Raw genomic sequence first — 22,327 nt, forward strand, 5'->3', positions numbered from 1 at the left:
TCAGAAGTTATTAAAACACTTAATAAAACAGAGTGAACAAGATTATTTAGTACTGTATGGAAGTGATAAGATGAATTTAAATATTCTAGCATACAAAGCCGCAAAAGTGTATCAATTAAACCCAAAAGTAGATGCTGTTTTATTAGGCGGATCGGTGTCCAGAAATTGGCATGATTCTTATTCAGATATTGAGCTATTTATTTTTTGGAATAAATCTCCGACTGATGAGGATAGAAAAATGCCTATTAACAAGCTGGAAGGGAATATTATTGATTTTTACCCTTACGAAGAAGAGGAATGGTCAGAAACCTATATTGCTGAAGGGATAAAATTAGAAATAAGTAATTTTCTAACGAACAGTATGAAAAACATTATAGATGATGTCGTTACGTCCTTTAATCCGGATGTCTATAAACAATGTCTTGTGGCTGCTGTACATGACGGTGTAACACTGAGTGGCGGAGCACTTATTAAACAGTTGAAGGAAAGGGTAAAAAAGTATCCTGATGAATTAAGTATTGCAATGATCAAAGAATACATGTTTTTAGGTAACAGCTGGACGAATCGGGCGGCTTTGCTGCATCGTAAAGACATAAGGTAATAACAGATGTTCAAACAAACATCATGGGAATGCTATCTGGCTTAAATAAACAATATGTGCATCATCCTGCTTTTAAATGGCAGAAGCAGACATTGGAGTTAATGACTATAGCTCCTGGAAATATATCTGCTCGTCTGGAATCTTTTTTTCTGGGTGACTCTGTAACCTCCTTAAGTGAACTGGAAAGTATCGTTCGGGAGGTTTACCAACTTATACAACATGAATACCCACAAATGGATATATCGTCGATCATTAACAAATCACTATTTTTGCGACCTGAACATGGAGAAGAATAAAAAAACAGATTGGACAGATATCACATATAGCAATGATTGGGTTTTACTCAAGAACTCTTTTAAATAGTGTTAATATTTAATAAGAATTTGGATGTGGAGGAAGATTATTGGGACAAAATAAATCAGAAACCTTCGCACCACCCAAGCATATCATATCTGCAGCAACAATCGTCCGCAATGAAAACAATGAGCTTTTATTAATTAAAGGTCCAAGGAGAGGCTGGGAAATGCCTGGAGGTCAAGTGGAGGAAGGAGAATCCATCAGGGAAGCTGCTATCAGGGAGACGAAGGAAGAATCCGGGATTGATGTAGAGATTTTAAAGTTTTGTGGAATATATCAAAATGTAAATAGATCCATTTGCAATACACTATTCTTAGCTAAACCGGTTGGCGGGGGATTCACAACTACATCAGAAAGCTTAGACGTTGAATTTTTCCCTGTTGAGCAGGCTTTGGAAATGGTGAAGGCGAGGAATTTTAGAGAAAGGATTGAGCATTATCTGGACGAAAACAAGCATCCACTTTATGTGTGTGTGGAATTTTAATATGAACTTCTATAGAAAATCAAAAGGCAGAAATCTATTTGGAATAGCAAATAGATTTCTGCCTTTTGATTGGGTTCTTTGTAGAATGTAGATGTATTAAAAAATGCTAGATGTGGAATGTAAATATTTAAATCTGTTTATATAGTAAAAAAACAATTTTTACATTAAAATAATAAAAAGACATAAAGGAGGTAATACGAAATGATCAAGGATTTCAAAGAAAACTTTCAACGTCATGCGATTCTCCGGGCGGTTATATTTATATTCATTGGAGCGGCTATTTTTATTAACCCAAATGGTTTTCTACATTTTATTGGTTATTTGATTGCCGGGTATTTAACCTTACTAGGTGTGATTAAAATATATCAGAACTATCAATTTAAAAAGCAGACCGGTTCTTATGGGATAGGGTTAGCTGGTGGTATTATCTTGATTATATTGGCGGCTATCTTTCTTTATTTTGCTCCGACACTTTTCTCGATTTTACCTTTTTTACTAGGTTTAGCGATTATCATCAATGGACTAATGCACCTGATTGTAGCCTTGAATACAAAGAGTACCGGCTGGACTATTTTTTGTATCCTGCTCATGGTCGGAGGAGCAGTCCTTGTTTTTAATCCTTTCCAAAGTACACTCATACTATTTCAAGCTTTTGGAATTATCTTGACATGTATAGGAATCTCTGAAATTGTCGGGCATTTTCAAAAGAGAGAAAATAATAGATAGATATATAGGAGAGAAATCGAGACTAATAGATGCTAAAACACAACAGAGAGGGCTAATACATAGCTTCTCTGTTTCTGTGGTTTATAGAAGATAAAAAGGCGGAAGTCTATTTGCTATTCCAAATAGATTTCCGCCTTTTTATTCTGCTCTTTGTAGAATGTGGATGCATAAAAAATGCTAGCTGTTAATGGCAGGAAACTTCTTTTATGTGTGAGTAGTTCTTCTTTATTGTAAAAAAATTAAGATTTTAATTATATTCTAATTATTTTCGTAGTCTTTTTCTCATTATTTTCTAATTTTTTGATAGTACAGTAAAAACTACCAAAGAAAATCTTAGGAGGAATGTTGAAATGAAAATTGTAATGGTACCTTCAGGTTTTAAAGAATGTCTGGATGCGGAGGAAGTAGCTGTAGCAATGGAACGTGGAGTGAAAAGCTTTAACCCGTCTATCGATGTGGATGTTATACCAATGATAGATGGAGGAGAAGGATTTGCGAAGACCATTGTGAATATAAAAGATGGAGAATTAATATATAGAAAGGTAACGGGGCCAGTAGGCAAGAAAATCAAAAGTCATTTTGGTATTTTCGTAGAGAATGGTAAAAGAACTGCTGTCATTGAAATGGCAGCGGTATCAGGATTGAAATTAGTACCGCATAATCTAAGAAATCCTTTAAAAACAACGACCTATGGTGTCGGCGAATTGATACTTGCTGCACTTGATTTAGGTGTTGACAATATATTAATCGGCTGTGGAGATTCAGGCACATCTGACGGTGGTGCAGGAATGGCGCAAGCGCTGGGTGTTCAATTTTTAGATGAGAAACAGCAAATTGTCGATATTCATGGAGGAAAAGATTTAATGAATGTGGAAACTATTGTAATGACGCATATAGATAAACGATTACAGGGTGTTTCCATTAATGTTGCATGTAACTGGAAGAATATTTTATGCGGGGAAAAAGGGGTCGCACGTGTTTTTGGACCGCAAAAAGGAGCAACGCCAAAACAAGTTGAACAGCTATCATCCGCATTAGACCATTATGCAAATTTAATTCATGACGAATTAGGAATTAATGTTCGTTCCTTGCCGGGTAGTGGAGCATCTGGCGGGTTAGGCGCGGGGCTTATTGCGTTTGCTGGAGCCAAATTACATCCACGGTTTGACATTATTATGGACTATATAAACATAGAAGAAAAAATTGCAACAGCTGACCTTGTATTTACGGCAGAAGGAAGCCTGGATTTCCAGACGCCAAATGGAAAAATCCCGGCAGAGGTCGCGCGTATTGCGAAAAAAAATAACATCCCGGTCATCGCTATTACCGGTACCATTGGTAAGGGAGCAAAATTAAATTATCGTGTGGGTATAGATGCATACTGCAGTATTATTCAAAAACCTATTTCTTTAGAAAAAGCAATAGAAAAAGCACCGAAATGGATTGAGCAGAGCACGGAATCTGTGTTACGGCAGGTTTGGGTCGGTTTGGAGCTTGCGCAAAGAAAATATATGAAGGAAAGCGTTTAAGAACCATGATGACAAGAACAGAGAGGCATGCCGCGAAACAGTCTAAGATAGACATCTGGATGCAACAGCTGTCTATGAAGACAATAGTGATTATCGGCATACATGTCTTGATGATGGTTGCAGTTTTATTTATTGATGCTCTGGATTACCGTGCTAAGATATCCTTATTTGCATTTTTGTCAGCGATGACGTTATGGGTGGCAACGAAAATATCAGCAGGATTTGTAGCCATTGCACTCATTGTGTTCATTATTTTAATGGGTGCAGGAGAATCGGAATTATTATACCACTCACTTTCTGAGGAAGTCGTGTGGCTAATGGTCGGCTCGTTTATCATTGGTGAGGCGGTGAAAGTATCTGGATTAGCGGAACGGTTAACACTTTTCATATGGAGCAAGTCTAATAAAAAGACCAATATGCTCTTTGGGCTAAGTTCCGTTTTATTTACATCAGCATTTTTCATACCTTCTACATCTGGTCGTGCGGCCTTATCCATGCCGATTATCAACCAGATTGGCCGGAATTTTTCGGCGAAGGAACAGAGTGTGTTAGCTATATTAGCACCTGTTATCATATTAATGAGTACCTCAGCTACTTTAATAGGTGCAGGATCTCATTTAATTGGGATAGGACTGCTGAAAAGCACGACAGATCAAAGCATATCTTATATCCAATGGTTTATATGGGGAGTTCCATTTACCATCGTCATTTCATTATTTTCTGTTTTATGGATTAAATGGATGCTATGGCCAAAAGATGAGTCAGAGGAAATAGAAAACCTGCAATCTGAAGAAAAAGCTAACTATCAAAAAGCAATGAATGGAAAAGAAAAAAAGACCTTGATGTTCATTTCGTTTTTAATAGCGGGTTGGATGACAGAAAGTATACATGGCTATGATATAGCGTTTATCACAATGGTAGGTGCCATTTTAATGATGATGCCGCATTACGGAGTTCTTAGCTGGAAACAAGGAATCAATGCCGTATCCTGGAATTTGATTCTATTTGTTGCTGCTGCAACTGCACTGGGGAGGGTGCTGATAGATACAGGTGTCGTTCAATGGATTGAAAATGAAATGCTGGGCATCTTGCATTTATTTACGGGTTCTCCAGAATGGCTTATTGTTTTGATTATCCTGCTGATAACTGTGACAAGTCATCTATATATTACTTCGCATACAACACGCGCAATCGTTTTTATTCCAGGTTTATTATTATTTAGTGAAACAATAGGAGTTGATCCTTCCACAGTTGTTTTTCTAAGTCTGGTAGGTATGAACTATTGTGTTACATTTCCAGTCAGCTCTAAAGCATTGCTTCTCTTTTATGAGGAAGCAGGAATTTCATACGATGCTGGCAATCTATTAAAGATCAGTGCTATATTAATGCCAGTTTATATAGGAGTTACCATGTTATTCTATTTTACTTTCTGGCAATGGACGGGGATGCATTTTTGAACTACCTCCACTTCATTTTCTAATGAAAATTTGAAGTGGGAGATTCCTGCGAACACCGGTGCATCCACCAGTTTTTTAGCAGGCTAACCCCGTTATCCCGACGGTCCGTGCTTCATATCTTGTACGTTGGACTCGCCACACGTCCTACTTTAGCTTGATTTTCGCAACTTCGGGTCGTGTGGGGCGACTGAACGTTGAAGATTTTACGTTGCAGACGAATTTTCTGCAACAACCCCATATCTTCCATTTTCAAAGAGCAACTTACAAGTATATTATAGTACAAATGTTCGTGTTATTCAACCATTTAGGCTAACGTCTACCGACATTCATCTCCCATCTGCTCATTGGGCTATGTCCTTCACATTCCTTGAGGTGGGAGTCTTCTGTCGGAGTTTGATAAATAAATTCGTTTCATGATACATGTAAGGAAGGTATAATTATTCTGTTTAAGCAGATGAAGCGCACGTTCGATTTTATCACGTTAATTGTACGTATGCTTTTATCTGCTATGTTAACAAATGATTTAAAAACGTATCAGCTGCCAACGATAAAGAAGCATCTTTTTTCGTTGCCAATCCAATCTTTCTCTTTTCAATAACCTCATCGATTTTCACTTCAAATAATTGTTTTTCAGCTAATTCCTTTAACACAAGCTCTTTTGTCACAAAAGCAATCCCCATACCAATTTTTGCACATTCAATTAATAATTCCACACTGCCCACTTCGATATCCGGTTTCACATCCAGCTCTTGCTTTAAAAAAAGCTGATTAAGAAATTTTCTCGAGCTGCTTGCTTCGGAAAAAGATATAATCGGATATGCTTGTATTTCTGATAGAGAAAGCCTTTCTCTCGATAGGTACTGAAACCTTTTCCCAACAACAAATATGCTGTTAATACTTAAAAAATCCGTTATGGAAACATTGCTTTGATGGACTGGTAAGTGAACGATGCCGATATCAATCAATCCATTTGCCAGCTTGTCCAAAATCTGTGGTGTAGAGCCATGCTGTAATTTAATTTGAATATCAGGATATAACTCCTGGAAGGTTTGGACATACGGCAGCAGATAATGTTTGCAGGTTGAATCACTTCCCCCGATTGTGACAGTGCCGCTTTGCAAGTTTTTCATTTCCGCTATTTTCTGTTCTGCATTATCAATTAAATCAAACGCTTGTTTGAGGTAATTAAATAACACTTCCCCTTCCTTTGTAAGCAAGACTCCTTTGGATGTTCTGGTAAAAAGCTGAATTCCCAGCTCATTTTCTAACTGCTTGATGGAATGGCTGACACTCGGCTGTGTGATAAAAAGCCGTTTTGCTGCTTTACTAAAATTCTTTTTCATTGCTGTTATATAAAATACTCGATATAAGTCTGTATTCATGATATAGATACCACCTATAGCCAATGTTAAAAATATTAATTTTATTTATATCATAACCCTGATTATAATGAATAACAAACAGCAGCGAATAAAGGAGAGAATAAGGATGGAGGAAAATCATATGTTTGATGTCAAAGCCAGAAGTCCGTGGACACCTTTAAATGGGATAAATCAGATAACCGTTTCACCTGCGAAGCGAAGAATAGAAGCTTCTACCACCATTCCCGGGAGCAAAAGCCTGACGAACAGAGCGCTTATTATCAGTGCTTTGGCAGAGGGCAATTCTAAAGTGATCGGTATTTTGAAAAGTGATGATTCATACTGGTGTATCGAGGCTTTAAAACGATTAGGAGTGGATATCAAGATTCAGGGTGATACAGCTTATATTAAAGGTAGCAGCGGGAATTGGAGATCTAATCATTTATACATAGGTGCAGCTGGAACCATTGCAAGATTTCTGCCAGGAGTATTAGCAGCATCCGGTGAAGGTGAGTGGGAGCTGGAAGCAAGTCAAAGTATGAGCAAAAGACCGATTGCACCGCTTATCCATGCTTTAAGGCAGCTTGGTGCTGAAATCGACTACTTGTCTGATAAAGATTATTATCCGTTACAGATTAAAGGCAAAGAAATGAAAGGTGGCGAAGTAAGTCTTTCGGGCACTATATCCAGTCAATTTATCAGCGGGGTATTAATTGCTGCACCATACTTCAAAGAAACAACAACAGTAAGCCTTGAGGATGAAATCGTTCAACATGCTTATGTATTTTTAACGCTTGATTTAATGAAGGATTTTGGGGCAGAAGTGCAGTATGATAATGCTCTCGAGCAAATCATTGTAAACCCTAAGACGTACACTGCAAAGGATATTCAACTCGAGCCTGATGCTTCCGCAGCCTGCTACTTTTTAGCACTGGCTGCGGTAACAAACGGCAGAATTCGGATAAATGGATTAACAGAGAAGACAAAACAGCCGGATATTCAGATGCTGGATATTTTTGAAAAGATGGGCTGTAAGGTGACAGAAGGTGATTCCTTTATTGAGCTGGAAGGCACTGCACAATTAAAAGGAGGCTTTGAGATATCTATGAAGGAGATGTCTGATCAGGCATTAACTTTAGCAGCGATTGCTCCATTTGCGGATGCTCCAATAACTATCAAAGACGTTGCTCATATCCGCCATCATGAGTCTGACCGGATAAGTGTTATCTGTGAGGCTTTAAAGGAGTTAGGAATTCAGACAGAGGAATTTGATGATGGGTTAAAAGTCTATCCGGGGACTCCGAAACCAGCCTGTTTAAATACCTATGATGATCATCGGGTTGCGATGGCATTAGCGCTGATCGGATCAAAGATTGAGGGAATTCAGTTACATGATCCGGGCTGTGTTTCTAAAACATTTCCGGGATATTTTACGCTGTTGGAGGAGCTTGGGTTGGATATAAAACAGGAAAGAACTCGGTGATTACAAAAGATTATATCTAACAATATGAAAAATTATCATAACATAATGTTGAGAATATTGTGTTATGATAATTGAGCCGACTTGCGTATGCAAAGGAACTATTTTTTTGTTAATACAATTAAAAAAATAGAAGATCATGAGGAGGAGCTGCCCGTGACCAAAGGTGAAAAGAAATACCATGATTGCGATCCAAATATAAAAATAATTAAAGCAGGCGGTTATACGAAATCGGAGTTACTTCAAAAAATGAAAGAAAATAAGATATTTTTAAATGAACTTGCCGAGCAACTGTTAGCCAGTAAATATTTTGAGGTATCTAAAAAACATTATCAAGCTAAGGTTATTGAACTTGCTGTAAAGGACCTTGGATGTATTGATGGAGCTACGACATCCCGGCTTTTTAGTAAAGCCGCTGATCTTAAACTGGAACCTTGTCCACTTGAATTAGCGCCTTATGTAAGATTGGCGTATTTAAATCAGGCAGAAGGATATGATGAAAATCAGCTTCAACATCGTGCTCCTTATGGCTCAATAACGATAGCTTCAAAGATTTTTAGTGAGGATGTGAGTGTTCCCAAAGGTTTTTATCTTCGACGGATTCAAGGAAATTTATGGTTGCGTGGGTATATTGCTGATGAAGAACATGTTTGGAATCCGGATGATCATTTTATATTTTGTATTGCAAAGAAATAATGATATAAAGCAGATTTAGAATCCCACTCATGCGGTATTTATAAAGTTTTTTCATATGATAAAAAACAACCTTTCTTCCAAATTAAGAGAAAGGTTGTTTACACTATATTTTACAAAGTTTCTTTTTTATGATTATCATACAGATCTTTAGCTGCTTTTGGAGCTGTCCAGAATGTTGTAATCAGTAGGAATACAACAGGCACGGCTGTCACCACAATAAAGGATTGCAGGGCATCGACACTGCCTTCACCAATGGTAACTAAAACAATAGCAACAAGCCCCATAACCAATGCATAAAATGCTCTTAACCAGCTGGGAGGGTTTCCTTCGCCAGTAATCGTCATGGAAATGGACAAGGCCATAGAGTCTGCCGTTGTTAATACGAAAATAACAGTAGCCAGCAGGAACAAGGCTCCGAAAACCATAGGAAATGGCAATTGCTCTGTAATAGCTATCATTGCAGCGGGAGGACCAGCCTCGTTCAATGCAGTTGATATCGAGCCAGGGGAATTTAATTCATGAAAAATTCCTGTTCCGCCGACAACCGTAAACCAAAATGTTGTAATAATTGGAGCGATAACGGCAACCGCAATAATGAGTTCGCGTATGGTACGTCCGCGTGAGATTCGTGCTGTAAATAATGCCATAATTGGGCCATAGCCAATAAACCATGCAAAGAAAAATACCGTCCACAAGCTAAGCCATTCTTCATCCGCCCGGAAGGTACTGAATGAAATAAAATCATTTACATAAAGGCCGAATGCTTCGAAATAATTGTTAAAGATAAAGAAACCTTGTCCGAGTAATAAGATTCCGATGATTAATCCAAGTGCCAAAAGAACATTAAAGCTGGTTAACAGCTGAATACCCCGATGAATTCCTGTTACAGCAGAAATAGCTGCACCAACAACAATGACGATAATAATGATAATTTGAATAACTAAGGTATTTGGCAAACCAGTTAATGCGTTTAATCCATAGCCAGTCTGCAGCCCTAAGAATCCAATCGGTCCAATTGTTCCAGCAGCAACAGCAAGAATAGAAAAGGAATCAACAAGTGTTCCTAATATACTGTTCTTCATGATTTTCTCGCCGAAAATCGGATATAACAAAGATCTTGGCTTTAATGGCATGCCTTTATGATAGTGGGCATACATTAATACGATGGTGCCCAGTGTTCCTAAAATAGCCCATGACAGGAAGCCCCAGTCAACGAAGCTGGATGCTAAGGCAGGTACAACTGCCTCCATTGTCCCATTTTCAATTCCAGAGAAATGAGGAGGCACGGTTATAAAATGGGATAGAGGCTCTGCTGCCGCCCAAAATATTCCTCCACCTGCTAATAAAGTACACATAATAATACAAATCCACTTAAATGTACTCATTTCCGGTTTTTTCATCTTACCTAAACGGATTTTTCCGTATTTAGAAAATGCTAAGCCTAAAGCAATAAAAAATGTGACTAATACAGTCATCTGATAAATTACTCCAAAATAAGTAGCGGACCAGCCGAATAAAGTATCAACCATATCAGCAACAAAGTCAGCATTGATAAATGCAGCTATAACAAATAATAATAATGCACCGCCACTTATAAGGAATGTTGGTAAATCTAAAGAAGTTCTCTTTCTATTTGAATCTTGCATTCCTTCTTTTCCTCCATTTTGTTAAATTATTCTATATTTTTATTTTTTCTCCGAATCCAGGTTTTTTATTTAATGAGTATAATCCGGGGGAAATGCGAAAAAAACCCCGACATGTCATTTTAATATCATGAAATAGGAAACAGAAACGCAGCAAAATAAAAAGTGGAATTATACTCCAGCAACGGAAGTATAATTCCACCGTTCTATACCCTAAATCACTTTTATCGTATTGTCAATCATACTTTTTTATTTGAAATTGTCTCTTTTTTTCAATAATTATTAAAGGAGCAGCGTGCTATAAAATGTAGTAGAAATTATCATATTAGGTGGAATTTAATTTGACAAATTGGTAAAATAAGATATTCTATAATGGAATCGAATATTATTCTTCGGGGCAGGGTGCAATTCCCGACCGGCGGTGACAAACATTTAAGGTTTGAAGTCCGTGACCCGCGTATAGCGGTGGATCCAGTGAGATTCTGGAGCCGACAGTTAAAGTCTGGATGGGAGAAGAAAACTTAGTCAGCACAATAGACGGGTGGAGTGTATTCTTTTTGCGTACACAAAAGTCCGCTCAGGTGACCATGACATAGTTTATTTAAGTATGCCCCGTGAAGATTCTTCACGGGGCTTTTTGCGGTTTAAGAAAGGAGGAAGCACGTGGATACACTGTATATGGAGCAAGCGATAGAGCTTGCAAAACTGGGGAAAGGAAGCACATATACGAACCCTTTAGTCGGTGCAGTAATTGTAAAAGATGGTGCCATTTTAGCGACTGGTTTTCATCAGAGATATGGTGAGAGGCATGCAGAGAAGATGGCTATCGACCAGTGTGAAACTCCCGGAGATTTAATCGATTCAACGATGTATGTAACGCTGGAGCCATGTAATCATACTGGAAAACAGCCCCCTTGTACCCAAACGATTATCGATAGTGGTATTTCAAAAGTTGTGATTGCACAGCTTGACCCTAATCCTGTTGTTGCGGGAAAAGGGAAGGCGTATCTAGAATCCCATGGGATACAAGTGATTTCCGGTATATTGCAGGACGAGGCAGAAGTATTGAATAAGCATTATAACTATTTTCATAGAAGCAAGCGCCCTTACATTGTATTAAAGCAAGCTGTCAGTCTGGATGGTAAAATTTCCGTCGATCCGCTACAACGGACGTATCTCACAGGAGAAGAAACGTATAAAAGAGTGCATGAGGAGCGGCAATATTTCCAGGCTATTATAGCAGGGAGCGGGACAGTTTTAGCGGATAATCCTAAGCTATTACCGAATGAAATTACTGATTTCCCGCCGATTCGTATTATTTTGGATCGGAAAGGAGTGACACTGGATTTTGAAAAGTATCAGATTTATAGGGAAGCCATTCCTGTCTGGGTGTTTACAAAAAACGATGCTATAGAGAATATCCCTGATCATGTCCGATTGATACCCGATGACCATTGGACGATATCAAAGCTAGTAGATTATTTGCAAAAAGAGGGGGTTCAATCGGTTTATGTGGAAGGTGGAAGCAGAATTCATGATGCTTTTTTAGCGGAAGATCTGTTTGAAGAAGTAATTACGTATATCTCTCCTAAGCTGATTGGCGGAAACGGAGTATCAGCCTTTTCCAGTGATAGAAATGTTTTATCCACGAAACCGTTAACTTTGCAGAGCATGGAAGCAGTTGGTGAAGATATACGAATAGTCAGCAGGAGGGGGAAGAAGGATGTTTACAGGATTGGTTCAGGAAATAGGAACAGTCAAGCGAATCAAAAAAGCAAGTCACCATATTGAGTTGACATGCTCTGCTTCTAAGGAACTTTTGCAGGGTTATAAAATTGGCGAGAGTATGGCAATCAATGGTGTCTGCTTGACTGCAATCAAAGTGACTGATTCAGATTTTACGGTAGATATTATGCCGGAAACATTTCATAAGACAATTTTCTCTGATTTGCGTGTACATGCAGCGGTGAATCTGGAACGGGCGATGGCTGCTAATGGACGCTTGGAAGGACATATTGTTTCAGGCCATGTAGATACAACGACGCGGTTAATCAAAAAGGTAAAAAAGGAGAATTCCATTGTGCTTACCTTCTATTATCCGCCGCAAATACAAGGAGAGATTGTAGCTCAAGGTTCTGTAGCGATTAATGGAACAAGCTTGACCGTATCCGCTGTAACGGCAGGGGCATTTAGTATTTCGCTCATTCCTCATTCGATGAATCATACTAACCTTGGGCAATTAAAACAAGGTGAATTTGTAAATGTAGAAACGGATATACTTGGAAAATATATCAAAGCTATGATAGGCACGGAAAAGAATCAGATTTTGAGTAAATACACTGGAGAATAGAGGGGAAATCATGACTGTACAAAATATAGAAGCAGCTATTACAGTTTTGAAACAAGGGCGGCTGATTATTGTTGCTGATGACGAGAATCGGGAGGCAGAAGGTGATTTAGTAGGTCTTTCCAGTAAAGCTACGGCCGAAACTATAAACTTTATGACAAAACATGCCCGGGGATTGATTTGCGCTCCAATATCTGAACAAATTGCTGAGAACTTAAATTTATGGGAAATGACCAAAGACAACACAGACGAATATCAAACAGCATTCACCATCAGTGTGGATCATGAGGAGACAACCACAGGGATTTCTGCTTTTGAAAGGGCAAAGACCATTCAAGAGCTGGCAAATATAAATAGTCAGGCCGCTGATTTCAACAGGCCGGGGCATATTTTTCCGTTGATAGCCAAGAACGGCGGGGTGTTGGAACGCAGAGGTCATACGGAAGCGGCAGTAGATTTAGCGAAGCTGGCAGGAGATGTTGAAGCTGCTTATATTTGCGAAATTTTAAAGGGAGACGGGACAATGGCCAGATTGCAGGATTTAAGACAGCTTGCGGCAGAATGGAGCATGCCATTGGTTACCATAGAAGAGCTGGCAGATTACCTGACTTATTCCAATATCAAAGCAAATGCAAAAGTGAAGCTGCCGACAAAACACGGAGAATTTGATTTGTCTCTTTATCAGGATGAAGAAGGAAAAGATCAGCTTGTATTATCCATGGGACAAATTAAAGATAATGAAGAGCCTGTCTTAGTCAGAGTACATTCAGAATGCCTGACTGGTGATATTTTTGGTTCCCGCCGCTGTGATTGCGGTGAGCAGCTGGAGCATGCCATGCAAATGATTGCAGCGGAAGGCCGGGGGGCTATTCTGTATTTGAGACAGGAAGGAAGAGGAATTGGACTGCTCAATAAATTAAAAACGTATGAACTGCAGGAGCAGGGAGCAGACACCTATGAAGCCAATGTTTCTCTTGGATTCCTCCCTGATGAACGCCATTATGACATTGCTGCATGGTTATTGAAAAAGGAAGGAATATCGAAAATTCGTTTGTTAACGAATAATCCAGATAAAGTGAAGGAATTACAGCAATATGGTATTGAGGTAGCTGAACGGATTTCGATAGAAACAACCATTTATCATGAAAATAAACACTATTTAAAAGTAAAGAAAGATAAGTTTCATCATTTATTATCTATGGAGGGAGAATGATTATGACTATATATGAAGGAATGTTTCAAGGAGAGCAGTTGAAAGTAGCAATAACGATTTCACGATTTAATGAGCTGATTACTTCTAAATTATTGGAAGGTGCCAAGGACATTTTAAAAAGGCATGGAGTAAAAGAAGAGGATATTGATGTCTACTGGGTACCGGGTGCTTTCGAGCTTCCGTATATTACAAAACAGGTAGAAAAAACAAAAAAGTATGATGGCATTATTACACTCGGAACGGTTATTCGCGGGGCAACCACACATTATGAGCTGGTCAGTAATGAGGCAGCCAAAGGCATTGCACAAATTGGTCTGCATGCAGACATTCCGGTTATGTTTGGTGTTCTGACCACAGAAACCATCGAACAGGCGTTAGAGAGAGCTGGTACAAAAGCAGGGAATAAGGGTGGAGAAGCTGCGTTAGGTTTATTGGAGATGATTTCATTAAATAAATTGATTCAGGCTTAAATATAGATGAATCAAGGTAATGAAAAGAAGGTTATCTGTATAAAGGATAGCCTTCTTTAATTTTAGGGTATTAAAGCATTACGTATGTCCCTCTTGGAAGAAGAAACGGAAAATATCTTTAATTAAATATAAAAAGGGTTGCGTTTTTATCACTTAACATGTAAAATGATATTAACGAAAGGGGATGGGGCGGATGAAAAAAAATACACTTGGCTCATTAATCTGGCTGCGTATTGCCCGTTTTATGCATCAAAGCAATCTATTGTCCAATGATTTTCTAAAACAATTTAATATTACAGTTGCACAATTTGATGTATTAAACCAAATCTGGTCTTATCAGCCTCTCACACAGAGTGAACTTGCTGCCCGAGTGACGGTGTCAGAAGGAGGTATTTCACGGATGCTTACCCGGCTGGAGCAGGAAGGGTATATCCAGCGAAAGCAGGATTGGAAAACAAAATGGATCAGCCTGACGTCAAAAGGAGAAGCTAAAATAGAGGAAGTTTTTGAACATCAGCTGGCTTTTCAAACTTCCATTGTCAATGATTGTTTAACAGGAGAAGAACAAAGAACACTATATATGCTTATGTCGAAGCTGCAGAAGAATACAGAAAGAAAGTTAAAAAAATAATAGTCCTATTATTTTTTTAATTATAACTTGACTAGTAAACTGATAAGGGAGGAATTGACTATGTATATCATTCCAGGACACCATCATATTTCGATGGTTACAAAAAATGCAATTGAAAATAATAGATTTTATCGTGATGTACTGGGTTTACGTCGTGTGAAAATGACGGTTAACCAGGATGATCCATCCATGTACCACTTATTTTACGGTGATAGAACAGGCAGTCCGGGCACTGAGCTAACCTTTTTTGAGATTCCGATGGTCGGCAATACCCATCGGGGTACTAATGCGATTACCCGAATTGGATTATTGGTTCCATCCGAAGAAAGCCTGCATTATTGGGAAAAACGGTTTGATATGTATAATGTGCTGCACGGCGGGATAACGACTTATGCCAACCACCCGGCGATGAAATTCGAAGATCCGGAAGGGCTGCAAATGGTATTGCTTGCAGCTGATGGAGAAAAAGCAGATCACTGGGAAGCATGGGAAAAGTCAGATGTTCCTGCTGCACACCAGATTCTAGGAATGGGATCTGTGGAAATGACCGTAAGAAGACTTGATAAACTGGCGTCCACATTGGTGGATATGTTTGGTTATACAAAAATCAGCCAAAATGAGCGGGAGGCTATTTTTCAATCTGTTCCAGGGCAGGTTTTTGGGGAAATCGTTGTGAAACATTTAGAAGGTCCGTCAGAAAGACCGGGCCGCGGCAGCATCCATCATTTGGCGATTCGTGTAAAAAATGATGAAGAGCTCAGGTTTTGGGAAGAACAAGTAAAAGCACGCGGCTTCCAATCATCCGGCATCGTGGATCGCTTCTATTTTAAAAGCTTATATTTCCGCGAATCCAATGGTATCTTATTTGAGATCGCAACAGACGGTCCGGGATTTACCGTCGATGGAGATGTGGACCATTTAGGAGAAAAGCTTGATTTACCGCCATTTTTAGAAGAACAGCGGGCAGAAATTGAGTCCAAATTAACACCAATAGAGTAAAGAAAAAAGATATTTCTAGGAGGAAATGAACATGAATCAATTAAAAGGAATCCACCACGTAACAGCAATTACAAGCAGTGCAGAAAAGAACTATGCATTTTTCACTTATGTTTTAGGGATGCGTTTAGTGAAAAAAACAGTGAATCAGGATAGTATTCAAACATACCATTTATTCTTCGCAGATGATACAGGCAGTGCTGGTACAGATATGACTTTCTTTGACTTTCCCGGTATTCCAAAAGGGGTACACGGAACAAATGAAATTTCTAAAACTTCCTTCCGCGTACCAAGCGATGCAGCATTGGATTATTGGGTAAAACGATTTGACCGTTTAGAAGTTAAGCATAAAGGGATTAAAGAGCAATTTGGTAAGAAAACACTTTCCTTTGTTGACTTTGATGACCAGCAATATCAATTGATTTCAGATGAGCTGGACGAAGGGGTGGAAGCAGGTACCCCTTGGCAAAAAGGTCCAGTTCCATTGGAATATGCGATTACTGGTTTAGGTCCTGTGTTTGTCCGTATTGCAAACTTTGATCACTTTAAAGAAATACTGGAAAAAGTATTAATGTTTAAAGAAATTTCCACTGAAGGATCTTATCACTTATTTGAAGTTGGAGAAGGTGGGAATGGTGCTTCTGTGATTGTGGAACACAATGCCATTTTTCCTGAAGCACGTCAAGGCTATGGCACAGTACATCATGCCGCATTCCGTGTCGAGGATCGTTCCGTACTGGAAGAATGGATTGAACGAATGGAAGAATTCGGGTTAAGCACATCCGGCTATGTGAATCGTCATTTCTTCGAGTCTCTTTATGCAAGAGTGGCACCGCAAATTTTATTCGAATTTGCAACAGACGGTCCTGGATTCATGGGGGATGAGCCTTATGAAACACTTGGAGAAAAGTTATCTCTCCCGCCATTTTTGGAGCCAAAACGCGAGCAAATTGAAAAGGTTGTTCGACCAATTGATACCGTGAGAAGTACAAAGGAATTTGTGAAAGAATAAAAGTAGAGTATGAAAAAAAGTAATATAGCGCAGCTTACTCTGTAGGATGGAAAATCATTGTATTCCATGAAGAATCGAGGCTAGGCAGAAAAGTCTATCCCCGATTCTTTTTATTTTACAATTGTAAGAAGCTCTGTTAGATGATTAATTTCATACGTCGGCTGGATACCAATCGTATTTTCTTTGTGTGCGGGGTTAAACCAGCATGTATCGATACCGTAATTTAACCCACCCTGAATATCAGAGGTCAAGGAATCGCCAACCATTAATGCATTCGCTTCTTTCGTAAGCCCGAGCTTAGCAAAAGCATAATCAAAAATTCGGCTGTCAGGCTTTTGAGAACCTGTTTCCTCTGAAATAATAACCGCTTCAAAAACGTTCTGAAGAGGGGAGTTTCCCAGCTTAGACAACTGCACATGCTTAAAGCCGTTTGTAATAATTGCTGAACGCTGCCCGGGAAGAGAATCAAATAATGCTGCAGCACCGTCTACCAGATATATTTCTTTTCCTAAATTTTCAAGATAAGCATGGTTAAATTCTGTTCCATCAATTGGAAGGTTATGCTTGGCAAATAATCTTCTAAAGCGCTCCGCTCCCAATGTCGTTATCGATAATTTCCCCTGCTCCAGTTCTCTCCATAGCACATTGCTGATTTCCCGGTAGTCTGCCCGGTAATCTGCTAATCCCTCAGGCAATCCAAAGGCTTCAAATGTTTTATGTAAAGCTGCTTTCTCTGATTTACCAAAGTCAAATAATGTATCATCTATATCAAAAAATATCACATCGTATTTCATTGCATGCTTCCTTTCTTTTAACTTAATAGATCTTACTTGTTTATTATAGCAATAATGAACAGAGGTTTCGATGATCAAGTGGTGCTTGTGCAAATGAGTTTGATTTATTTCTTTTTTACACTTTAAAAGGAAACATCTGCTTTAGCAATACCGTATATAAGGTAATTCATATCAAAATGGAGAGGAGCTGGAGCATGAAAAAATCAAAATCTCGCAGCTTAGGAATCGTTCTAGGTGTTGCAATTGGTACGAGCATAGGAGTTGCTATTGATCAAATACCGATTGGTATTGCGGTTGGTGTGGCATTTGGTTTTGTTCTTGGTTCCACTTTAGATAAAAGACGGTCACAATAAGTTTAAAGCAAAGGAAGAGGAGTCTGTATATGGAGCAGATGAATGAATTGACAACGCTTGAGCAGTGGAGTGAAATCTGGAACCGCTCAATGGATACTCCAATAATTATCTTTAAGCACAGTACATCCTGTATGATTAGTGCAAGAGCATTCAAGCAGGTAAAACTTTTATATGGGACAGATAATAAAATAGATTACTATCTGGTGAAGGTTATTGAAAGCAGAGCAGTGTCTAATAAGATAGCGGAAGACACGGACATCACGCATAAATCTCCTCAAATTTTTCTTATCCATAAACAGCAAGTCAAATGGCATACATCCCATTGGAAAATAACGAAGTCCAATATTGAAAAAGAAGTCAGTAGATTATTAGAATAGAGAGGGCAGTCAAAAATTATCAGACGCCCGAAAGCCTTGTATAATTATAAAATAAAAAGAATGGCAGTAAAAATAAGGAGCGGTAAAATAATGAATCCGAAAATTGATATTGTAACCATCTCAGTGGAAGATTTAGAGCAGTCGACAGTATTCTATAAACAAGTATTTACATTTCTGGAAGACAGCATTTCAGAGGGAGAAGATCATGTCGCGCTCTTTTTGGAAGGAGAAATGTCTTTGGTTTTGTATGAACGTACAGCATTTGCTCAGATGACAGGACAGCCTGAAGGTAAAATAAATGCTTCCAGTGTTATTTTTAGCCATATGGCAAAGAACAGTGAAGCAGTTGATTCCATTCTTTCCAGTGCACGACATGCCGGCGGTACAATCGTGAAGGAAGGAAAAAAAGATGAATGGGGATATACCGGTATATTTAAAGATTTAGATGGATATACGTGGGAAGTGATGTCTTCACTTGAGTAGGGTCCTTGTAACATAAATAGCTTCCGGGAAATAATACTTTTTTCCGGGAGCTATTTATGTATGCTTATCTTTAGCGTCATGACTGATTTTATCACAGATAACCGTCCGTAAACCCCCGCCTCCAAATAGAAGAAAATAAATCTGTTCAGGCGGGAGATCAGGTGCGCTGATGTCCTGATCCACTCAACTATCGATGGTTTTAGCGGGGCAACTTCAACCAGCGGGAGAAGAACGAGAACTCCTACTGTTCGAAGTCTCGTTTTACTGAAAATAATAGCTTTCAGTCTGTCAGGATTATCCTATTTCATGACGGCCTTGGAATATTCTTTTTGGATCCTCATTAAAGGTTACTGCTTCTACTGGTCTCTTCATTTTTAACAAAACATATCCGAATAAGCCTGTTCAAAATCTTTTACTATAAAATCAATGGTACCTTTTACTAATTTACTTTTTAAGACAGCCTAATCCTGTAAAGAAAAAATTATTAGATACTGACTAAAATAATTGGTATAATGATTAAATCGACATTTAGGAGTACGGATATAAATAACTTTTATAAAACGTATAGTTTAGCACAGGTCTAATAATTAAAATTGTATAATTTAGAAAATGAACTGAATAAAGCATATCATGGAAACAGTCTTTACAAAGATATTGGAGGAATACAAATGATTTTTGGTGTACTAAAGGATACTAAAATAGGAGAATATCGTGTGGTATTAACTCCTGTCGAGGCAGCCACTATTAAGGAAGATGGACATACTGTTTTAGTCCAGAAAGATGCAGGATTGTCAGCTGGTTTTACCGATGAACAATACGAGCAGGAAGGTGCTGAAATAGTAGAGTCAGCAGAGGAAATGTACAAACGATGTGATTTTCTTGCCAAGGTGAAAGAAATTGAAGAAAGCGAGTACGGGTTATTAAGAGAAAACCAGATTGTCTATACCTGTATTCATCCGGCAGCGCATCCGGAACAGGTACAAGCTATTCTTGACAGTAAAAGTATTGCCTTTACAGCAGAGGATTCGCATCGCTTTGGTTCCGTTAACTGTGAAGCAGCAGGAAAGCAGGGAGCGCTGATGGGGTTGAATGCCATGCTGACGATTAATGACGGAAAAGGAAAATTTGTCAGCGGACTTGCTGGTGCTCCCGGTATGAAAGTGCTGATCCTGGGAGGCGGATTGGTAGGACGCTCTGCATTGCAGGTGCTGCAATCCTTAGGTGCCTGGTGCACAGTAATGGACGTAAATTACGGTGTTCTTAGAGATATTGGCAAGACGTATAACGAAAAAGTAAACACCCAGCTATCCACAAAGCAAAATATTAAAAAACTGCTGCCGGAAATCGATATGGTGATTAACTGTGTGAAATGGCCAAAGGAAAATAAAGACTTCTTAATTGATCGTGACATGCTTCATTTAATGGAGAAGGGTTCTGTACTTGTCGACATTAGTAATGATGCAGATGGTGCCATTGAGTCCTTCCGTGAAACAACACATGAGAATCCAACCTATATTGAAAATGGTGTTGTTCATTATTGCGTAAGTAATATCCCTGGAGCAATTGCAAATTCTACATCTGTTGCTTATGCAGCTTCCGTATTGCCGCATTTACGATCTATTCTAAATCATGGTGTCAAAGAAGCCTGTGCCCTTGATGGTTTTTTAAGAAGAAGCTTAACGGCTTATAAAGGCTTTTTAACGCATGAAGAAACCAGTGCCATTCAAAATCGGCCTTGGGTTCGTCCGGAAGATGTGCTGCAGCTGCAAGGGGAAGATATGGACTTTGCTCCGCCGGCTACGCGAACACGATCGACAAATTTAGTAGAGATGTAATGCAACCAGGAAAAGGGGAAACTAGATGACGATAAACACATTATTAGTGGATTTTGCCTGTGCAAGTATTCTTATTTTATTAGGAATGTTTTTACGTGCAAAATTAAAATTTATTCAAAGAAGTTTTATTCCGGCAAGTTTGTTGGCCGGGCTGCTCGGTCTGGCATTAGGGCCTGAATTTTTAGATATTTTACCTTTATCAGGGGAGATAGGTTCTTATGCAGGTGTAATTACGATATTTGTATTCGCATCCATAGGGCTTAATGGTTTTTCATTTTCACCAGGAAATATGAAGCGGGATATAAATCGTATGGGAGCTTATGCTACATATAAAATTCTTGGGATTGCGCTGCAATTATCTGTTCCGATAATAATTTCCATTGTAATTATTTCCAAATTTATCCCGGAAATTAATTATGGGTTTGGATTATTATTAGCAGCAGGGTTTTATGGAGGACATGGAACCGCAGCTGCCATTGGAACGACCTTTGAGAATATGGGCTGGCAAAATGCAACTGATTTAGGGATGACAGCAGCGACCGGTGGTATTTTAGTTGGTATTTTTGGCGGGCTTATTTTTATTAAATGGGCGACTAAGAAAGGCTATACCCATTATGTCAAAGACTTCTCTGAGATATCAGAGGATTTAAAAACAGGTTTAGTAAAGCCTGAAAATCGAACAACGATGGGTGACGAAACAGTATCGCCCATTGCGCTGGATCCGTTGGCGTTCCATTTAGCTTTATTAGCTGTTCCGGCAGGATTGGGTTATTTACTCAATAACTATATTGCTGAGACATGGAATATGGAATTTCCTACCTTCACCATCTCGTTTATACTTGCATTGCTGATGTACATTCTATTAGGCAGAGGGAAAAAAGGCATCTATAAGTATGTAGACAGTAAAGTTGTTGACCGTTTAGGAAGTGCTGCAACTGACTATCTTGTCTTTTTTGGGGTAGCATCGATTCAATTGCCAGTTGTCAGGGAATATTGGCTTCCATTAACGATACTCATGCTTTCAGGTCTGATTATTGTAGTAATAATGCTTGTTGTTATTGGGCCAGGTATGAACTACGAAAGCTGGTTTGAACGTTCTATCTTTGTATATGGTTATTCTACAGGCGTATTTGCGATTGGACTTACATTGTTAAGAGTCATTGATCCAAATAATAAATCAAAAACGCTGACAGATACAGCGGTTGTTGGACCATTGAACACACCTCTGGAATTGTTTGCATGGTCAGCGGGCCCGATTATGCTGTTGACTGGGCAGCACTGGGCATTTGTAGGTATCTATTTAGCGATTGCGATTGCCTGTTTTGTCATAGCAAGAATATTTAAATGGTGGTATTGGAAAATTCCACTGGGAGATCGGCCTCCTGTTCCTTTGGACAGGAAGGATGAGTGACGAATCTAGAAATAGAATAATAGAAAAGAAGAAGGCTGGATTCGGGAGAGTCCGGTCTTCTTCTTTTTTAT

The 22,327-nt window shown here is 38.9% G+C and carries 22 protein-coding genes and 1 riboswitch; of the genes, 19 read left to right on the forward strand and 3 right to left on the reverse strand.

Annotated elements, in window-relative coordinates; genetic code table 11:
• The first annotated feature begins 70 nt into the window (after positions 1 to 70).
• The 5 genes from FLK20_RS21850 to FLK20_RS05730 all read left to right on the forward strand — a co-directional run bounded on the left by FLK20_RS21850 (position 71) and on the right by FLK20_RS05730 (position 5,154).
• Positions 71 to 601: a hypothetical protein gene (locus tag FLK20_RS21850; protein WP_227994863.1), complete on the forward strand. Its 531-nt coding sequence runs from the start codon at positions 71 to 73 to the stop codon at positions 599 to 601.
• Positions 602 to 1,004: 403 nt separating this feature from the next.
• Complete coding sequence (locus FLK20_RS05715; RefSeq protein WP_152655588.1) at positions 1,005 to 1,442, forward strand: NUDIX hydrolase; 438 nt, start codon at positions 1,005 to 1,007, stop codon at positions 1,440 to 1,442.
• A 201-nt stretch (positions 1,443 to 1,643) separates the two neighbouring features.
• Positions 1,644 to 2,168 (forward strand): DUF308 domain-containing protein, encoded by a 525-nt coding sequence (locus tag FLK20_RS05720; protein ID WP_152655589.1) that lies wholly within the window; start codon positions 1,644 to 1,646, stop codon positions 2,166 to 2,168.
• A 350-nt stretch (positions 2,169 to 2,518) separates the two neighbouring features.
• Entirely contained in the window at positions 2,519 to 3,697 is a 1,179-nt protein-coding gene (locus FLK20_RS05725) for a glycerate kinase family protein (protein ID WP_152655590.1), read from the forward strand.
• Positions 3,698 to 3,702: 5 nt separating this feature from the next.
• On the forward strand, positions 3,703 to 5,154 hold the full coding sequence (locus FLK20_RS05730; protein ID WP_227994864.1) for an SLC13 family permease: 1,452 nt from the start codon (positions 3,703 to 3,705) through the stop codon (positions 5,152 to 5,154).
• Between the two features lie 506 nt (positions 5,155 to 5,660).
• Here FLK20_RS05730 and FLK20_RS05735 read toward each other — a convergent pair.
• Positions 5,661 to 6,536 carry a LysR family transcriptional regulator gene (locus FLK20_RS05735; RefSeq protein ID WP_227994865.1) on the reverse strand — a complete coding sequence of 292 codons (876 nt, stop codon included), beginning with the start codon at positions 6,534 to 6,536 and terminating at the stop codon, positions 5,661 to 5,663.
• A gap of 106 nt (positions 6,537 to 6,642) precedes the next feature.
• On the opposite strand from FLK20_RS05735, the gene aroA reads away from it, so the two are divergent.
• Complete coding sequence (gene aroA, locus FLK20_RS05740) at positions 6,643 to 7,998, forward strand: 3-phosphoshikimate 1-carboxyvinyltransferase (RefSeq protein WP_227994866.1); 1,356 nt, start codon at positions 6,643 to 6,645, stop codon at positions 7,996 to 7,998.
• Positions 7,999 to 8,151: 153 nt separating this feature from the next.
• Entirely contained in the window at positions 8,152 to 8,691 is a 540-nt protein-coding gene (locus FLK20_RS05745) for a helicase (RefSeq protein WP_227994867.1), read from the forward strand.
• 110 nt (positions 8,692 to 8,801) lie between these two features.
• Here FLK20_RS05745 and FLK20_RS05750 read toward each other — a convergent pair whose 3' ends face one another.
• Positions 8,802 to 10,337, reverse strand: a complete 1,536-nt coding sequence (locus FLK20_RS05750) for a BCCT family transporter (RefSeq protein ID WP_152655591.1) — start codon at positions 10,335 to 10,337, stop codon at positions 8,802 to 8,804.
• Between the two features lie 381 nt (positions 10,338 to 10,718).
• A riboswitch (FMN riboswitch) is annotated at positions 10,719 to 10,856 on the forward strand.
• 141 nt (positions 10,857 to 10,997) lie between these two features.
• On the opposite strand from FLK20_RS05750, the gene ribD reads away from it, so the two are divergent.
• The 7 genes from ribD (at position 10,998) to FLK20_RS05785 (ending at position 17,003) form a co-directional block, all read left to right on the forward strand.
• The gene (gene ribD / locus FLK20_RS05755; protein ID WP_152655592.1) at positions 10,998 to 12,125 is read left to right on the forward strand and encodes a bifunctional diaminohydroxyphosphoribosylaminopyrimidine deaminase/5-amino-6-(5-phosphoribosylamino)uracil reductase RibD; all 1,128 of its coding nucleotides are present in this window, start codon (positions 10,998 to 11,000) and stop codon (positions 12,123 to 12,125) included.
• Positions 12,058 to 12,684 (forward strand): riboflavin synthase, encoded by a 627-nt coding sequence (locus tag FLK20_RS05760; RefSeq protein ID WP_152655593.1) that lies wholly within the window; start codon positions 12,058 to 12,060, stop codon positions 12,682 to 12,684. Before ribD ends, FLK20_RS05760 begins: the two co-directional genes overlap by 68 nt.
• 10 nt (positions 12,685 to 12,694) lie before the next feature.
• Complete coding sequence (gene ribA, locus FLK20_RS05765) at positions 12,695 to 13,894, forward strand: GTP cyclohydrolase II (protein ID WP_152655594.1); 1,200 nt, start codon at positions 12,695 to 12,697, stop codon at positions 13,892 to 13,894.
• Between the two features lie 2 nt (positions 13,895 to 13,896).
• Positions 13,897 to 14,364, forward strand: a complete 468-nt coding sequence (ribH, locus tag FLK20_RS05770) for a 6,7-dimethyl-8-ribityllumazine synthase (RefSeq protein WP_152655595.1) — start codon at positions 13,897 to 13,899, stop codon at positions 14,362 to 14,364.
• 193 nt (positions 14,365 to 14,557) lie between these two features.
• Entirely contained in the window at positions 14,558 to 14,995 is a 438-nt protein-coding gene (locus tag FLK20_RS05775) for a MarR family winged helix-turn-helix transcriptional regulator (protein WP_152655596.1), read from the forward strand.
• Between the two features lie 60 nt (positions 14,996 to 15,055).
• A complete protein-coding gene (locus FLK20_RS05780; protein ID WP_152655597.1) occupies positions 15,056 to 15,994 on the forward strand; it encodes a ring-cleaving dioxygenase in 939 nt (312 codons plus the stop codon).
• 31 nt (positions 15,995 to 16,025) lie between these two features.
• Positions 16,026 to 17,003 (forward strand): ring-cleaving dioxygenase, encoded by a 978-nt coding sequence (locus tag FLK20_RS05785; protein WP_152655598.1) that lies wholly within the window; start codon positions 16,026 to 16,028, stop codon positions 17,001 to 17,003.
• A 110-nt stretch (positions 17,004 to 17,113) separates the two neighbouring features.
• On the opposite strand, the gene FLK20_RS05790 is transcribed toward FLK20_RS05785, so the two are convergent.
• A complete protein-coding gene (locus FLK20_RS05790) occupies positions 17,114 to 17,797 on the reverse strand; it encodes a YjjG family noncanonical pyrimidine nucleotidase (RefSeq protein ID WP_152655599.1) in 684 nt (227 codons plus the stop codon).
• Between the two features lie 194 nt (positions 17,798 to 17,991).
• On the opposite strand from FLK20_RS05790, the gene FLK20_RS21555 reads away from it, so the two are divergent.
• The 5 genes from FLK20_RS21555 (at position 17,992) to FLK20_RS05810 (ending at position 22,256) form a co-directional block, all read left to right on the forward strand.
• Positions 17,992 to 18,150: a glycine zipper domain-containing protein gene (locus tag FLK20_RS21555; RefSeq protein WP_194165539.1), complete on the forward strand. Its 159-nt coding sequence runs from the start codon at positions 17,992 to 17,994 to the stop codon at positions 18,148 to 18,150.
• A 29-nt stretch (positions 18,151 to 18,179) separates the two neighbouring features.
• Entirely contained in the window at positions 18,180 to 18,527 is a 348-nt protein-coding gene (ytxJ, locus tag FLK20_RS05795; protein WP_227994868.1) for a bacillithiol system redox-active protein YtxJ, read from the forward strand.
• A gap of 90 nt (positions 18,528 to 18,617) precedes the next feature.
• The gene (locus tag FLK20_RS05800; RefSeq protein WP_194165540.1) at positions 18,618 to 19,010 is read left to right on the forward strand and encodes a VOC family protein; all 393 of its coding nucleotides are present in this window, start codon (positions 18,618 to 18,620) and stop codon (positions 19,008 to 19,010) included.
• Positions 19,011 to 19,678: 668 nt separating this feature from the next.
• On the forward strand, positions 19,679 to 20,845 hold the full coding sequence (locus tag FLK20_RS05805; protein ID WP_152655602.1) for an alanine dehydrogenase: 1,167 nt from the start codon (positions 19,679 to 19,681) through the stop codon (positions 20,843 to 20,845).
• Positions 20,846 to 20,870: 25 nt separating this feature from the next.
• Entirely contained in the window at positions 20,871 to 22,256 is a 1,386-nt protein-coding gene (locus tag FLK20_RS05810) for a sodium/glutamate symporter (RefSeq protein WP_152655603.1), read from the forward strand.
• The last annotated feature ends 71 nt before the right edge of the window (positions 22,257 to 22,327 follow it).

The organism is Oceanobacillus sp. CFH 90083, from assembly GCF_009389585.1.
Lineage (GTDB): Bacteria > Bacillota > Bacilli > Bacillales > Amphibacillaceae > Oceanobacillus.